Origin of the sequence: Exiguobacterium profundum, assembly GCF_042652865.1 — a bacterium.
Taxonomy (GTDB): Bacteria; Bacillota; Bacilli; order Exiguobacteriales; family Exiguobacteriaceae; genus Exiguobacterium; species Exiguobacterium profundum.
In genome coordinates, this window is the sequence record NZ_JBHSHG010000001.1 from 1596059 (window position 1) to 1610626 (window position 14568).

General features: G+C 52.0%; 16 protein-coding genes. 7 read left to right on the forward strand and 9 right to left on the reverse strand.

What is annotated here, in order from left to right; genetic code table 11:
* Positions 1-2: 2 nt before the first annotated feature.
* From ACFO4U_RS08150 to ACFO4U_RS08160, 3 genes are all read right to left on the reverse strand, one after another.
* A complete protein-coding gene (locus ACFO4U_RS08150; protein WP_074035973.1) occupies positions 3-770 on the reverse strand; it encodes an ABC transporter permease in 768 nt (255 codons plus the stop codon).
* Positions 770-1471 (reverse strand): ABC transporter ATP-binding protein, encoded by a 702-nt coding sequence (locus ACFO4U_RS08155; protein ID WP_215243673.1) that lies wholly within the window; start codon positions 1469-1471, stop codon positions 770-772. Before ACFO4U_RS08155 ends, ACFO4U_RS08150 begins: the two co-directional genes overlap by 1 nt.
* A gap of 212 nt (positions 1472-1683) precedes the next feature.
* Positions 1684-2400, reverse strand: a complete 717-nt coding sequence (locus ACFO4U_RS08160; RefSeq protein ID WP_012727186.1) for a GntR family transcriptional regulator — start codon at positions 2398-2400, stop codon at positions 1684-1686.
* Between the two features lie 174 nt (positions 2401-2574).
* Between ACFO4U_RS08160 and ACFO4U_RS08165 the strand changes: the two genes are divergently transcribed.
* Genes ACFO4U_RS08165 through ACFO4U_RS08185 form a run of 5 tightly spaced genes read left to right on the forward strand, consistent with a single transcriptional unit; the run spans position 2575 to position 6517 of the window.
* Entirely contained in the window at positions 2575-3894 is a 1320-nt protein-coding gene (locus ACFO4U_RS08165) for a 6-phospho-beta-glucosidase (protein ID WP_159562858.1), read from the forward strand.
* Complete coding sequence (locus ACFO4U_RS08170; RefSeq protein WP_215243672.1) at positions 3891-5210, forward strand: PTS sugar transporter subunit IIC; 1320 nt, start codon at positions 3891-3893, stop codon at positions 5208-5210. Before ACFO4U_RS08165 ends, ACFO4U_RS08170 begins: the two co-directional genes overlap by 4 nt.
* Positions 5207-5539, forward strand: coding sequence for a PTS sugar transporter subunit IIA (locus ACFO4U_RS08175; RefSeq protein ID WP_084156011.1), 333 nt, complete (start codon positions 5207-5209; stop codon positions 5537-5539). The genes ACFO4U_RS08170 and ACFO4U_RS08175 overlap by 4 nt, the downstream gene beginning before the upstream one ends.
* The gene (locus ACFO4U_RS08180; protein WP_012727190.1) at positions 5536-5829 is read left to right on the forward strand and encodes a PTS sugar transporter subunit IIB; all 294 of its coding nucleotides are present in this window, start codon (positions 5536-5538) and stop codon (positions 5827-5829) included. Before ACFO4U_RS08175 ends, ACFO4U_RS08180 begins: the two co-directional genes overlap by 4 nt.
* Entirely contained in the window at positions 5822-6517 is a 696-nt protein-coding gene (locus tag ACFO4U_RS08185; RefSeq protein ID WP_215243671.1) for a carbohydrate deacetylase, read from the forward strand. Before ACFO4U_RS08180 ends, ACFO4U_RS08185 begins: the two co-directional genes overlap by 8 nt.
* Positions 6518-6550: 33 nt before the next feature.
* Here the strand turns inward: ACFO4U_RS08185 and ACFO4U_RS08190 are convergent, their stop codons facing one another.
* Positions 6551-7111, reverse strand: coding sequence for an AAA family ATPase (locus tag ACFO4U_RS08190; protein WP_031422484.1), 561 nt, complete (start codon positions 7109-7111; stop codon positions 6551-6553).
* Positions 7112-7245: 134 nt separating this feature from the next.
* On the opposite strand from ACFO4U_RS08190, the gene ACFO4U_RS08195 reads away from it, so the two are divergent.
* Positions 7246-8403: a serine protease family protein gene (locus ACFO4U_RS08195; RefSeq protein ID WP_215243670.1), complete on the forward strand. Its 1158-nt coding sequence runs from the start codon at positions 7246-7248 to the stop codon at positions 8401-8403.
* An 11-nt stretch (positions 8404-8414) separates the two neighbouring features.
* Here the strand turns inward: ACFO4U_RS08195 and ACFO4U_RS08200 are convergent, their stop codons facing one another.
* Both ACFO4U_RS08200 and ACFO4U_RS08205 read right to left on the reverse strand, forming a co-directional pair.
* Positions 8415-8579 (reverse strand): hypothetical protein, encoded by a 165-nt coding sequence (locus tag ACFO4U_RS08200; protein WP_012727200.1) that lies wholly within the window; start codon positions 8577-8579, stop codon positions 8415-8417.
* A gap of 19 nt (positions 8580-8598) precedes the next feature.
* On the reverse strand, positions 8599-8823 hold the full coding sequence (locus ACFO4U_RS08205) for a YobA family protein (RefSeq protein ID WP_215243669.1): 225 nt from the start codon (positions 8821-8823) through the stop codon (positions 8599-8601).
* 119 nt (positions 8824-8942) lie between these two features.
* On the opposite strand from ACFO4U_RS08205, the gene ACFO4U_RS08210 reads away from it, so the two are divergent.
* Positions 8943-9818 (forward strand): hypothetical protein, encoded by an 876-nt coding sequence (locus tag ACFO4U_RS08210; RefSeq protein ID WP_074035961.1) that lies wholly within the window; start codon positions 8943-8945, stop codon positions 9816-9818.
* A 35-nt stretch (positions 9819-9853) separates the two neighbouring features.
* On the opposite strand, the gene ACFO4U_RS08215 is transcribed toward ACFO4U_RS08210, so the two are convergent.
* The 3 genes from ACFO4U_RS08215 to ACFO4U_RS08225 all read right to left on the reverse strand — a co-directional run bounded on the left by ACFO4U_RS08215 (position 9854) and on the right by ACFO4U_RS08225 (position 14459).
* Complete coding sequence (locus ACFO4U_RS08215) at positions 9854-10603, reverse strand: SDR family NAD(P)-dependent oxidoreductase (RefSeq protein WP_074035959.1); 750 nt, start codon at positions 10601-10603, stop codon at positions 9854-9856.
* Positions 10604-10716: 113 nt separating this feature from the next.
* The gene (locus ACFO4U_RS08220; protein ID WP_215243668.1) at positions 10717-12414 is read right to left on the reverse strand and encodes a methyl-accepting chemotaxis protein; all 1698 of its coding nucleotides are present in this window, start codon (positions 12412-12414) and stop codon (positions 10717-10719) included.
* Positions 12415-12614: 200 nt separating this feature from the next.
* Positions 12615-14459 carry a methyl-accepting chemotaxis protein gene (locus ACFO4U_RS08225; RefSeq protein WP_214690515.1) on the reverse strand — a complete coding sequence of 615 codons (1845 nt, stop codon included), beginning with the start codon at positions 14457-14459 and terminating at the stop codon, positions 12615-12617.
* Positions 14460-14568 lie beyond the last annotated feature (109 nt).

The window sequence follows — 14568 nt, forward strand, 5'->3', positions numbered from 1 at the left end:
CCTCATTTCCCCTTCCGATAGGTCAGTCCGATATACTGCATCTTCTCGTTGAACAAACGTGGGTACGCCAGATAGCCGACGAGCGTCGCCGAGATCGAGGCAGTCGTCAAAATCAAGAACAGGATCAAGAGTTGATACAAGACCGCTTCCATCGGGTCGGCTCCTCCGATGATGAGTCCGCTCATCATTCCCGGTAGCTGGACGAGTCCCATCGTCTTTTGGGCCTCGACGGTCGGGATCATACTCGTCCGAATCGCATTCTTCAAGCTGCGGTCGATGGCCACTTTCGGCGTTCCGCCAAGCGAGAGAATGAGTTCGATGACATCGTCACTCCGCTCGACCTCATCTTTGAACTTATTCAAGAACAGGAGTGACAACACCATGCTGTTCCCAATGACCATCCCGCTGATCGGAATGACTTTTTCCGGCTCAAATGGGATGATACCAAGCCCGAGCATGAGTCCCATCGTCAGCGCTTCGATCGTCACGAGCGTCAAGACGATGATCCACATGATACCCGGAATGCCGTCCCCTTTCCGTCGGATGTTTTGTGTCGCGGCGACAATCATGAGTAGGATCATCAACAGCATGAAAATCGGACTGTCGCTCTCAAAGACGAACGTCAGGATATAGCCGATGATCAGCAGTTGAATGATGGAGCGGACGGTCGCAATGATAATATCACGCTCGAGTCCAAGTCGTAGGACGAGTGTCAAGGCGAGCGGGATGACGACGAAGATGAGCGCCGTCGCGAGTTCAATATATGACATCAATCTTCCCCCCTGACGAATCGTTGGATGACGGGATTGTCCGACTCATCGATGAACGATGCGTCCCCGTAAGCAAGTAGTTCCCCGTCCTTCAAGAACCACATGTCGTCACTCACCCGCCGTGCCTGGTCGAGGTCATGGGTGATCCAAATGACGGTCACACCATATGATTGTTGCAGTTTTCGAATGAGTCGCTCGATCTCTTTCACCGTCCGGTAATCAAGGCTCGCCGTGATCTCATCGAGTAAGAGCACGTCCGGTTTATTGACGAGCGTCCGGGCGATGGCGACCCGACTCCGTTCCCCACCCGATAGTGATTTGACGGGTTGGTCGAGGAGCGCCTCATTTAAGTCGACGCGATGGAGCAATTCGGCAGCCCGGTCGCGGTCAAGTGTCTCGTCGAAGATGGCTTTCGGGAGATTCAAGTTGTCGTACACCGTCCCTTGAATCATCGGCGCACTTTGAAACGCCATCCCGATTTTCTTTCGTAGTTCGAGGATGTCCATCTCCGCGATGTCTTCCCCCTTGAAAAGAATCGTGCCCGTGTCTGGTGACAGCAATCCGTTGATATGCTTCAGACACGTCGTCTTGCCGGCACCGCTCGGTCCGACGAACGTCGTGATTCGTCCTTCCCGGAACGTCCCGGACACATGGTGCAGGATGTCTTGATGACTCACATCTTTGAATTCAATGATTGACATGCTTCTCTCGCCTCCTATGTATAGTGTACAAAAAAGAGTGGATGAGGTGGTCCAGAATGCAGTCTGGAATCGGCTGTTGCGAATATAAGAGATTCGTACTCAGTTTTGTTGAACATAGTCATTCACACTCAAAATGACCATGTTTCTTTTTGTTACAGGTTAAACGAACAAAGCGCCCGACCGTTTCCATACGAAACAGTCGGGCGCTTTTATTAGTTATAATCCCGTTCAATGACGAAGCTCGTCTTGTCCCCGCGGAAGTAGGAGCGTGAGTATTCAATCGCCCGTCCCGACTCATCCTCTGTCACCGTCTCGATATGGAAGCACGGTGATCCGAGTGGACAGTCGAGGAGCGCACTCACCTTCTCATCAGCTAAGGCAATCTCCAATGCCTCCGTCGTCTTCGCGACATGAACGTCATGGACCTCCGCTAGTGTCCGGAAGAGTGAATGCTCCGCCTGTTCTTTCGTGATCCCCGGTGCGATCTGCCACGGGATGAACGAGACCTCATACTGCGTCGGTTCCCCGTCCGCATGACGGATTCGCTCAATCTTTTGAATCGGGGCGTTGTCTTCCGCTTCAAACACCGATGCGATTTGACCGGAAGCCGAGATGACCGAGATGTCGATCAAGGCGACTTGCCCACGTTTCCCTTGAACGGCAAGCTGGGCCGCATAGTTGTTCGGCGTGTACGACAACGTCTGTTGTACTTTCTTCCCGGCGACGAACGTCCCGCGACCTTGTTGACGGACCAGATAGCCTTCCGTCGTCAACTGGTTGAGGGCGCCACGCACCGTCGTCCGGCTCACATCGAACTCCTCGCAAAGCGCGTATTCGGTCGGAAATTTTTCCCCTTCTTTATAGTGCCCACTCTTGATGCGGGACAACAATTCATCCTTGATTGCGGTTTGGAGCGTCGATTGCGACATGTCTCCATCTCCTTTACGTTGGGTTGGTTCCTTTATTGTGATACAGCAAGCATACAAATGCAAATACAAAAACTTATTTGTATTATTTGTATTTTTTATATTGCCGAAAGTTGTATCATTTGTTATATTTGTTACGACAAAAAGAAATCGCTTTCAAAAGGAGGAGTTGGCACCATGGCAGTCAAGGTCGTCATCATCGGCGGTGGGTCCAGTTACACCCCGGAAATCATCGAAGGATTGATTGATCGACAAGCAACGTTCCCCGTTCGGGAGATTGTGCTCGTCGATATCGAAGAAGGGAGGGAGAAACTAGAGATTGTCGGTCGTCTCGCTCAGCGGATGATTGAAAAAGCAAACGCCGAGATCACACTCAGTTGGACGCTCGATCGAAGAGCCGCACTCGTCGGCGCAGATTTTGTATCCACACAGATTCGGGTCGGTGGACTCAAGGCACGCGCGCTCGATGAACGCATCCCGCTCAAGCACGGCTTCATCGGGCAAGAGACGAACGGCGCAGGCGGATTATTCAAAGCATTCCGTACCATCCCGGTCTTGATCGACTTGGCAAATGAAGTCGCCGAGATTTGTCCGGATGCCTGGCTCGTCAACTTCACCAATCCGGCGGGCATCGTCACCGAGGCCGTACTCAAGCACTCATCTCATAAGAAGGTCATCGGTGTATGCAACATCCCGTTCAACATGCGAAACTCGGTCGCTGAGATCCTCGAGACACCTGTCGAACGAGTCGCGATTGAATTTATCGGATTGAACCACTTCGTCTTCGGTCGTCACGTATGGGTCGACGGCGTGGACCGGACGAGTGACGTCCTCGCCTCGCTCAACTCAGGCAACGATTACTCGCCGGCGAACATCGTCGGTCTCGGTTGGAGCGAATCGTTCCTATCGTCACTCGGCATGTTACCGAACCCGTATCACCAGTATTACTTCCAGACGAAAGATGTGTTGAAGAAAGATCTTGAGGCGTACGCACAAAATGGCACCCGTGCCGAAGTCGTGCAACAAGTCGAGGCACAGTTGTTCGAGAAATACAAAGACGTCGATCTCGCCGTCAAACCGGAAGAGCTTGAAAAACGTGGAGGCGCCTACTATTCAGACGCCGCCTGCAACTTGATGGACTCGATTCACAACGACCGCGGTGACATCCAGACGGTCAACACGCTCAATAACGGCACGATTCGAGATTTACCAGACGACGCGGTCATCGAAGTGAACGCCGTCATCACGAAGTCGGGACCTCGCCCAATCTCTATCGGCGCGTTACCGCTACCAATCCGTGGGCTCATCACGAACTTAAAAACGTTTGAACAGCTCGCCATCCAAGCGGCTGTATCCGGCACGTACGAGGACGCCTACCTTGCCTGCCTCATGAACCCGCTCATCCAGGACGAGAAACGGATCGACCCGCTTCTTAAAGAGCTGTTCACAGCGCACGAGGCGTACCTACCCCAATTTAAGAAGGAGGTTTACTCATGAACAAGTTTATTGAAATCGCGGGACGTATCGGGTCCCAAAGGCACTTAGTCGCCATCCGTGACGGATTCGTTTCCGTCATGCCACTCATCATCGTCGGGTCGCTCGCGGTCCTCATCAACAACTTCCCAGCCATCAACATCGGTGGTCTCTCACTCGACTTCGTCGGATCGATGAACAGTATGTTCGGCGAAGGTAATTGGCAAGGGCTTGGCGGTAGCATTTGGAATGCGTCCTTCGCGATACTCGGGCTCCTGATCGCCTTCTCGATCGGGTATAACTTGGCCCGTTCATACGGGATTGACGGGCTCGCGGCGGGGATCTTGTCGCTCGCCTCGTATATCATGCTCGTACCTGTCACTGCTGACTGGGGTCTCAACTTCGCATGGCTCGGCGCACAAGGTCTCTTCGTCGCCATCATCGTATCGATTGTCGTTACAGAAATGTTCCGCTACCTCATCAATACGAAACTGACGATCAAGATGCCAGAAGGTGTACCAGGCGGGGTCACACGTTCATTCCAAGCGCTCATCCCATCAATGATCATCTTGACGGTTGTCGCAGGATTCCAGCTCTTCATGACGCTCGTCGTCGAACTCAGTGTATTTGAAGTCATCTTTAAAGCGATCCAACAACCGCTCCAAGGATTCGGCGACTCACTCCCGGCTGCCTTGCTCATCGCCTTCTTGAACCACATCCTTTGGTTCTTCGGGCTTCACGGGACGAACATCATCGGCTCGGTCATCGAACCGGTCTATCTCCCGCTCATCGAGCAAAACTTGGCTGCCTTCCAAGCTGGAACGTCAGCGTTTGATGTACCGTACACGGTCACAAAACCGTTCTTGGATGCGTTCGTCTTCATGGGTGGATCGGGTACGACGTTCGCGCTCTTACTCGCGATCTTCATCGTCGTCCGCAAACAACGGAATCACCCGTATCACCAAGTGGCAAAACTGTCGACACCAGCCAGTCTCTTTAACATCAACGAACCGGTCATCTTCGGTCTTCCAATCGTATTGAACCCGATCATGCTCGTACCGTTCATCTTAGTGCCGGTCACGCTCACCATCGTCTCTTATATCGCGCTCTCGACAGGCATGGTTCCGAAGACAGTCGCCATCGTCCCATGGACAACACCACCAATCATCAGTGGCTATTTGGTAACGGGCGGTAGCGTTCGCGGCGTCTTGCTCCAAATCGTCAACTTGTCGATTGCGACAGCGATGTATATTCCATTCGTCATTGCAGGAGCGAAGGCGATGACAGCCGAAATCAATAAAAACAAAGCTGCTACTGAGGAAGGAGAAAAGATTTCGTGAAAACCGAAACCATCCAAGAACTCTCGTTTATGATTATCTTACATGCCGGAAATGCACGCTCCTCTGCATTCGAGGCTATCGCTGCCGCGAAACGCGGTGAAGCGGACGAAGCGGCGGCAAAGTTGAAAGAAGCCGACGCGGCCTTCTTGGACGCACACAAGCTACAAACGGAGCTGTTACAAGAAGAGGCACGGGGGACGACGAGCGACATGAGCGTCCTCCTCGTCCACGCACAAGACCATCTTATGACGGCGATGACCGTGAAAGAACTCGCCGTCGAAATGATTGACATGATCACCCGTTTGAATCGATTGGAGGAAACGACATGAACATCTTACTCGTCTGCTCGGCAGGAATGTCGACATCAATCTTAGTGGAAAAAATGCGGAAGGAAGCTGCCGCACGCGGACTCGACGCATCCATTGACGCGATTCCGGAGTCGCGCTTGAAAGAACAGTCGAACGTCGACGTCATCTTGATCGGACCACAAGTCCGCTACCTCGAAGGCAAAATCAAGTCGTCCGTCGACGTCCCGGTCGCGGTCATCGATAACATGGCGTATGGGATGATGAAAGGCGATCTGGTCCTCGACCAGGCACTCGGTCTCGTCAATGCTTAAAACGTTCGTCCTCGTCAACGCCGATGACTTCGGCTTGACGACGGGTGTGAACGCCGGCACACTCGACAGTCACGTGAATGGAATCGTCAATTCGGCGACGATGATCATGAACGGGTATGCCGTCGAGGAAGCGGTCCGACTCGCGAAACAACATCCGTCGCTCCGTGTCGGGGTCCATCTCGTCTTGTCTTGGGGCAAACCGCTCGCCGACACGAGTTCTCCCCTCACGAAAGAAGATGGCACGTTCCGCTACACGAGCCGCTTCATGACTGAAGACTCGCCTGACCCGGAACTCGTCTATCTGGAGTGGAAAGCCCAAATCGAGGCATTCCTTGCGACAGGACTTCCACTCGACCATCTCGACAGCCACCATCACATTCACGGTTGGTCGGTTCTGCATGACGTCATCATTCGTCTCGCTGAAGAATATGACACGACGTTTCGGGCCTTAACGACGCTCGGGTCACGCCGAGACTTGTGGGTGACCGAACGGTTCAGTGATCAGTTCTATGCGGACGGTGTCTCCCATGCGACGCTCGACGCCATCGAACCAGGACGATCCATCGAAGTGATGGTCCATCCGGCCGACATCGATGATCGTCTTCCGAACGTCACCTCATACCTTGTACCACGCCTCCTCGAAAAACAGGTGTTGGTCGACTATGAACGCCCCGAATGGTGGGCATGAGAAAAGCGAGTTCCCATGTGGGGACTCGCTTTTTCATAGGTCAAATGCTTGTTGAATCTGTGCCGCTGTCTCTTCCGGACTTAAGTTCGTGTTATCGATCCGAAGATAATGCTCGACGTCTAATTCCCCCGGACGTGAGTTCAATCGGTACATCGTCGCCGTCTGCTTCAGTTCCGCTTCGGACCAAGCGATGTCACGTTTCGACGGTTTATGGGTGAGGCGGTTCTCCGTCGTATTGCGCGCAAGGCGTTCCTCTATCTCGGCCTCGAGCTCGACATAGTAGATGTCCGCCCCGTGTGACTCGAACAAGCCCGTCACCTTCTTCACGTAATCCCAGTCCTCCTGCATGTCAAACGCCCAGACGAACGTGAAAATCATGCCGGGTAAATCACTCTTGGCGACCGCCTCGAACAGTTCTTGACGAAAGTGTTGGACGAGTCGCTTCCCTTCCGGCGTCCCGTAATTGAAGAACGGTCCGACGAGGTCGATCGTCATATGGTTATGGAATAATTTCAGTCCGGTTTTGTCAGCGAGCGCCTGTCCGACCGTCATCTTGCCGACGGCTTGTGGACCAAATAAGATGATGAATTTCATTGGATTTCCCCCTATATCTTTTGAAGATTTTATCATGTGACTTAAAATGTGTGACCCCTCCAAAATATTTGTTTACCTCTTTCCAAATGAAGGAATAAGCATAGCATCGAACTTTTTAGAAAGAAGGTGCCCCCGTGACTTGTCCCCACTGCGGAAAGAAGACACGATCGAAAACGGTCTGCCCGACGTGTGGCCGCCGCTCACGTCGCACGATTTGGTTATTTGCCACTCCATTCGCTATCGCACTCATTACCTTTGTCACCTTCATTGGAAACGCCTATTTCAAGGACATGCTACGTTCGACCGACTCGCTCGCCGATCAGGTCAACTTGCCGATTAGGGAAGATACGGTCTCCGCTGACGAAGCGACACCGGTCGACTTCGCCGCCTTACAGGACAGCCTCTTCACCGTCAGTTACGGAACGGGATTTTTGGTGAGCTCACGCGATGTCGTCACCGCCGCCTCGAATGTGGCCGGGTTGACGAATATCATCATGTACCATGACGGTGAGGCCGTCTCCGGCACCGTCGTCGGTCGGACGAAGCTCATTGCTGTCATTCGAATCGAAGAGACGGAGAACACACCATACACACTCACGCAAGCGATCGCCGCAGAGGACGAGACGTTGACCACATTGACGATGCAAGAACGCATCAACGGTACGGTCACATTCGCCGAGAACGGCTATAGCCGAAACTTTGAATTGCCACGTCATGCGTATGGCAGTCCACTTCTTTCAGCATCCGGGCGAGTCGTCGCCATCCATTTGCGTGGGATCGCCTTGCCGACCGCATTATTTGAACAAGACATCCGTACGTTCATCGCAAAAGATACACCGGCACCACCCCCTATCGAACTCGCACCGGTTGAACCGATCAAACCGGATTTGACAGAAGAACCGGTCGTCGTTCCGGAAACGCCTTCTATTCCTGAGGCACAACCTGAAATCCCACCTGTCACTGAACCGGAGGCACCGGTCGAGGAAGAAGTCGAAGAGGAGGTTGTGGAAGAGCCCGAACCGACGACACCTGAAGTGACGCCAGAAGAACCTGCGGAACCGCCGAGTGAACCGGAGGAACCGACGGATCCACCGGAAACGGAAGAGCCGATTGAAGACGATCCTCCGGTGACTGAGCCGGAGGAACCGAGCGAACCGGAAGAACCAGCGGAGCCAGAAGAACCGACGACGCTCGAACCAGGCGGGGATGAGGACTCCATCGTCGAAGACGATCCGGACCCTGAAGAAAACATAAATGAAGAAGAAAACGACACAAGCACTCCATCCGAATGATGGAGTGCTTGTTATTCGTCACGTGTGAAACGTCGTTGGAGATTGCCGAGCACCGCTCCTAGTCCGAGCAGTAGAATCGACAGCGCCCAGAACGGGAGCGCGTCTTGCAATAACCAGACGACGAGGGCACTGAAGCCGACGACAGCTCCAAGCCATAGAAAGTTCCGTTGTCCCATGTCATTCACCTCGTCCTCATCATAACACATCGACCCGACGTGCCGTCGCTTGCGGTGGCAAGGAGCGCGTCAACCGTTCATTATGCTCGACTCGAACCTGTTGTCCGATGAGAAGCTGTGTCTCATCCAAAAGAGGTCTCGGTACATGAAACACGATACCATCAAACGGTTCTGCCTCCCGCGTCGGCGTGACGCGGATTTTCTCATCCATCACCTCTGCGACATATCCAGTGAACGTCGCCATGCCGTTCCCCTCCTTTCCGGTCCTTACTTTCCATTTCCCGTTTTTGCAAAAGATGCTACTCGACTGTGACAAGAACAAGTATAATAGAGCGACACTAGTACTTGTGAGGAGGACACCCTATGACACAAACGATCGATTTACACACCCCAGAGTTCCAGCGCACGTTCCTTGAGATGATGCTCCTCGCAGAATTAACGGAAGCTTATAACGCTGAAGCCATCAATGACATGGCGACACGGGGCGAGACCGCGTTCCCGGACGACCCATTCTTCCCGGCGATGCGTGCTTATCCATATATTCGAGAAGGTGACACCGATTCGGCCAAACCGTGGCTCGAGAAAGCGAGTTCGCTCGGTGACCACTACATTCTTCATATGTTAAAAGGATTTGTCAGTGAAGACACCGGGTTCACGTTCGAGGCTGAACAACACTTTCTCCGTGGCGTCGAACGCTATCCGGATGTCCCAATCATGCATCGCGCCCTTGCCGTCCACTACTTCGACCGCAAATTCCATGGCGAGGCCGGTCTTCATATCATGAACTATGTCCGGCTTGCCGGATTTGGTCCGGACACCGTCCCGATGTTGCTCGAATTTTTTCAAGTGTATGACGACATTCCGCTCGATATGGTCGATGAACTGATGAAGACGGCGAGTGGTTACTTAACATTAAACCCGCATGATCCGCATGCCCATTCCTTATACGCGTCTATGTGTAGCCATCGTTTCGCTGCACTGACGGCCGAGTTGAAGGACGATGACCCGCTTACCGATGAGATGATTTGGATGCTCCTTGAAGTCGAGAATCACGGGATGTGGAGTGCGACCTATGACCGCAGTGAAGAGCGGATGTTCCGCCATATGTTCGCCGAATACGTCGACAACGTCATTCTTCCGAACACGTCACAGTTTTATGTATGGCGCCTTCGGTTACGTTACTTGACACGTCGCCTGACACACCGCTTCACGGGTGGCTACTCTGTACCGACATCCTAAAAAAACATCACGCCAACAGGGCGTGATGTTTTTGTTTATCCGGCATACGGTTTAATCGGTCCACGCAGGCTGAACGAGTAGTCCTCCGGATCGACAATTCCGACGACTTCGTCGCCTTCAAGTAACTCCCATAGGAATTCTGCCATCTCGCGCGCCGTGTGATACTTCGCGACGTTCTCACTGTAGTCGAATCCTTCCGTATCGCGAGCCCGGTCGGCAAAGCTCGTCTCCGTTGCGGCCGGTGCGAGTACTTTCGCCCGAAGTTTGGCCCCACTCTGCTTCAACTCTTGTGCGAGTCCTTCCGTATATGCACTCACGAAGAACTTCGTCGCACAATACGTGACCGAGTTCGGGACGATTCGATATCCCCCGACAGACGACACGTTCAACAGCTGTGCCCCTTCGATATCATGATAATCTCGAACGTATAGACTCGATAAGACGGTGAGCGCCTCGATATTCAAACGAATCATGTTCTCGATTTTACCGAGGTCGACGTCCTTGATGAGATCTGCATCCCCGAATCCCGCATTGTTGATCCACGTCTCGATGTCGAGGTCCGCAAGCGATTCATATAATCCGTACACGTTCTCGCTATATGATAGGTCGGTCGATTTGATGATGACGTCACTGTCCGACGAGATCGATTTGATTTCATCACGCAACGATTCGAGCTCTTCTTTTCGTCTTGCGACGAGCACGAGCGACTTTCCCTTTTCAGCGAGCAACTTCGCTGTCTCATACCCGATACCTGAACTGGCTCCTGTAATGACCGTATACTTCATATTATCCACTCCTTTTTGTCGTTTACCTTGTTGTTCATTCCCCACTTTCTTCATCGCAAATCGTTTCGATGTGAACGAAAAAGCCCTGACTCCAAGGAGACAGGGCTTTCAACTTATGTCGTGAATCGACCAATCAGTGTCTGCAGGTCACTCGTCATATTGCCGAGTGATTCGGCGACACCGTTCAATTCTTGAATCATCGCGAGTTGGGCGTCAGCCGTCTCACCGACCGTACGCATCGTGTCGGCCATCCCTTCACTGTCTTGTGACATTTGAAGAGAGGACGTCGCAACTTGTTTCGTCGTCTCCGCAATCTCATGCGAGGCGATGCGGATATGTGACGTATTATCGACTGATGTCTCGAGCTGACTGACAATCTGTTCGAATGCGCGTGTCGCTCGTTCGAGCAACAACGTGTTCGTCTCGACGCGTTTCGCACTGACGACGTGTTGGTCGAGAACAGCGTTCGACTGTGTCTGAATCGACTCGATCAACCCGGCGATCTGTGTCGCCGACTGTTTCGACTGCTCGGCAAGTTTACGCACTTCTTCTGCAACGACGGCGAACCCTTTTCCTTGCTCACCGGCACGTGCCGCTTCGATGGCCGCGTTCAATGCCAACAAGTTCGTCTGGTCGGTGATCGATTGAATGACCTCGGTGATAAGGGCGATCTCGTCAGACTGTTGCTTCAATGCCGAAATCGATTCTCCCGTCAGACGTGTCTCCCGCTCCAGTGCGAGCACCTCGTCTTTCGCCTGAGCCATCGTCGCACCACCTTCTTCGGCGAGCTTCAAACTCTGTGACACGTCATCGTCAATCGAGCCGATCGAGCCAGCGATACGACCGATGCCTTCATCGGCAGCAGCCACCGCTTGAGATGTTCCAGTCGCTTCTTTCGCCTGCGCGACCGTTTCTTCCACGACTCGGTCGATGAGACGTGTCGTTTCCTCCGTCTGTGACGCCATCTCTTCCGTACTCGCATACAGTTCTTCCGATTGTGCTGTGATTTCCTGTGCGTTTTGGGTGACGCGGTCAATGAGTTCACGCAAATTACCCTTCATGCGGTTGAATCCGGTCATCAATTGTCCGATTTCATCTTGCGTGAGCGCCTGAAGGTCATCGCGGGTCAAATCACCTTCCGCGACTACTTCTACCTCTTTCGCTAGGAATCGCAACGGGGTCGTGACCATATGACTAATGGCATATCCGGCACCAAACATCAGTATCAGACTGACAACTGCGATGACGACTGAGTACCAAAAGGCACGCTCACCTGCCTCCTGCAATTCGGCTTGCATCGCAATTAACTGCTCTTCTGTTTCGGCTTGTAACGTCTCACCTGTCGATGAGATGGATTTGGTCACGTCCGGCATGAGACGGAATACTAATCGATCGATTGCTTCTTGATCTTTTGAGTCTATCGCCGCGATGGCTTGTGTCGCCAACTCATCATATCCTGTCGCGTATCCGAGTAACGATTCATATTCCTTTCGTTCGGTCTTATTGTCCGCGAGTTCAATCAACGATTCGATGGCGGCTTTCTTCTCTTCTCCGCCCCGGCTGATTTGTTGTTTGCGCTCCTCATCCTGTAGGAGCACATACCCGCGGACACCATACGCTTGACGGACCATCCCGAGCGCCAAGTCGTCTGCCGCTTTCATCTTCATGACATCGTTTGAAATCATGTGTTCATATTGACTCGTCATCCGGTCGAGCGTCCACAGATTGTATCCCATTCCAACGATTGTCAAAATTAGAATCAAACCGATACTCGTCATGATTTTTCTTGATAACGTCCATTCGTTCAACATCTTTTTCACGTACTACGAGGAGTAATCTCCTCTTCCACCTCTTTTTCTCTCTATTTTTATGTATTGCCTTTTCTTTATCGGACACAACAGCCTAATTTGTACCAACAATTTGAAATTCATTTATGTATTGACCTATCTTTTTATTTTTTTGTACTGGGCACAAAAAAAGAACCAGACATCTGCCTGGTTCTGAGTCTTGCTTATAGCTTGAATTGCGCCACGCGATTCGAGAGTTCGGTCGCCCGTTTTTCTGTTTCGCCCATCTTCGCCTGAACGTCGTTGAAACGCTCGACTGAGAGTTGAACTTTCTCTGAAATCGACTGCGTTCCGTCCGCGCCTTCTGTCACGGTCGTCGCCACTTCTTGAATGACACCGAGAATGTTGTCCGTCATATGGCGAAGTTGAAGCGCGTTACCTTCGAACGTCTTCGCTGTCTCTCCGAACACTGTCGCATCCTGTTCATATTGCGTTGCCGACTCTTCGAGACGGTCGTAGTCGGCCATGACTTTCGTATTGAGGAACGTCAACATATCTTCCGAACTCGTGTTGAGTCGTTCGACCGAATCGATGACCGTGTTTGACACGTCACGAATCTCGTTGACCGTCTGACGTGAGTTTTCCGCCAATTTGCGAATTTCTGATGCAACGACCGCAAAGCCGCGACCTGCCTCACCAGCACGTGCCGCTTCAATCGAAGCGTTCAAAGCGAGTAAGTTTGTCTGGTCAGCAATCGCAAGAATAGCTGTCGTCAAGACACGAATCTCTTCAACCGACTGTGCTCCTTTGATGGCTTCTGCGAGTTCGACCTGTTTCTTCTCGATAATCGACACTGCTTCTGTTTTCGAAACAACGGCTTGCTCCCGCATCTCGTGCGCTCGAGCTTCGACACGATTTGCCGTTTCGGCACTCTCATTGGATAAGTCGACGATTGAATCGATCGAACTTCCCATTTCTGTCGTCGAGGCACTCATTTCTTGCGAAGAGGCTGCCGTTTCTTCCATACCAGCCGTCAATTCTTCGACCGTTCCAGACGTCTCTTCCATATAGTGACTGAGTCGCGTCACTTCAGCAGATACGTCTTTTGAAGACGAGAGAACGACTTTCGCTGTCTCGTCGACATCAATCATGATCTCACGTAGTGTCGCGAGGAATGTGTTGAATGAACGACTGACTTGTGCAATCTCATCATTCGACGTGACCGGAATCGTCATCGTCAAATCGCCACCTTGTGTCGCGAGTTCATCAAAGCGCGTCTGAAGTGTGCGCATCGGTCGGATAATCGAGCGCAACAGGCTGAGCCCGAGGAATAAGAGAATCGCTACAGCCCCGATGGTCACGGCAATCAATGCCATAAGAGACTGCATGAATTCACTTTCCATGTTCTGTCCGACACGTTGTGAGCCTTCCGAGTTGTAGTCGACAAGGTCCGCTAGTTTTTGTGTGAAGTTGTCATATGTAGACTTGGACTGCGCATCATAGTATGAGCGCGCCATCCCTGTGTTACCGGTCGAGCTGAACGTCAACATGTTGTCCGAGACGCGTTGATACATCTCCCATTGACGCGAGAAATTCTGGAATAGTTCTTTGTCTTCCGCACCTGAAGCCGTTTTTTCATACTTTGGTGCAATCGTATTGATTTCTTCACGAATCTCTTTCATCCGTGTCATGAGCTCTTCTTTTTTGGTCGCATCCTCTGTCACGATGTGATCGAGTTCGAGCGTTCGATAGTTTGCGGCGAGTGTGTTGAGTTCATGAGCATAATCGAGCCCTTTGTTCCAGTTATTGACGATATCATCCGCTTGACGATTCGCGTCACTCATTGAAAACAGTGCGTAACCACCGACGCCAAAGACCATGACGAGCGATATGATGACGAGCCCCCATAATTTTTGACGAATCGTCAAATTCTTTCCAACGTTCGCTCCGAAAGATGTCGTGCGTTCACGCTTCTCTCCGCGCTTCCATTTGAGTGTCGGTTTCCACGTCCATGTCGGTTTTCGTTTGATCCGGCTCAGTGCCTTAGACCATGTTGATTTCCATGCCATCTATGTATTCCCCTCTCAATCATGCAGTGTTTTCTATACTATCGACAATTTTCAGAAAATAATGAAGAGGATTGACCAAACTTAAAAAAGGTGACTCAAACTGCAAGAG

Excerpts from the sequence above, each read along its gene's own strand:
- ACFO4U_RS08150 (WP_074035973.1), bottom strand. The coding sequence starts at position 770 with ATGTCATATATTGAACTCGCGACGGCGCTCATCTTCGTCGTCATCCCG.
- ACFO4U_RS08155 (WP_215243673.1), bottom strand. The coding sequence starts at position 1,471 with ATGTCAATCATTGAATTCAAAGATGTGAGTCATCAAGACATCCTGCAC.
- ACFO4U_RS08160 (WP_012727186.1), bottom strand. The coding sequence starts at position 2,400 with ATGTCGCAATCGACGCTCCAAACCGCAATCAAGGATGAATTGTTGTCC.
- ACFO4U_RS08165 (WP_159562858.1), top strand. The coding sequence starts at position 2,575 with ATGGCAGTCAAGGTCGTCATCATCGGCGGTGGGTCCAGTTACACCCCG.
- ACFO4U_RS08170 (WP_215243672.1), top strand. The coding sequence starts at position 3,891 with ATGAACAAGTTTATTGAAATCGCGGGACGTATCGGGTCCCAAAGGCAC.
- ACFO4U_RS08180 (WP_012727190.1), top strand. The coding sequence starts at position 5,536 with ATGAACATCTTACTCGTCTGCTCGGCAGGAATGTCGACATCAATCTTA.
- ACFO4U_RS08185 (WP_215243671.1), top strand. The coding sequence starts at position 5,822 with ATGCTTAAAACGTTCGTCCTCGTCAACGCCGATGACTTCGGCTTGACG.
- ACFO4U_RS08190 (WP_031422484.1), bottom strand. The coding sequence starts at position 7,111 with ATGAAATTCATCATCTTATTTGGTCCACAAGCCGTCGGCAAGATGACG.
- ACFO4U_RS08200 (WP_012727200.1), bottom strand. The coding sequence starts at position 8,579 with ATGGGACAACGGAACTTTCTATGGCTTGGAGCTGTCGTCGGCTTCAGT.
- ACFO4U_RS08205 (WP_215243669.1), bottom strand. The coding sequence starts at position 8,823 with ATGGCGACGTTCACTGGATATGTCGCAGAGGTGATGGATGAGAAAATC.
- ACFO4U_RS08210 (WP_074035961.1), top strand. The coding sequence starts at position 8,943 with ATGACACAAACGATCGATTTACACACCCCAGAGTTCCAGCGCACGTTC.
- ACFO4U_RS08215 (WP_074035959.1), bottom strand. The coding sequence starts at position 10,603 with ATGAAGTATACGGTCATTACAGGAGCCAGTTCAGGTATCGGGTATGAG.
- ACFO4U_RS08220 (WP_215243668.1), bottom strand. The coding sequence starts at position 12,414 with ATGTTGAACGAATGGACGTTATCAAGAAAAATCATGACGAGTATCGGT.
- ACFO4U_RS08225 (WP_214690515.1), bottom strand. The coding sequence starts at position 14,459 with ATGGCATGGAAATCAACATGGTCTAAGGCACTGAGCCGGATCAAACGA.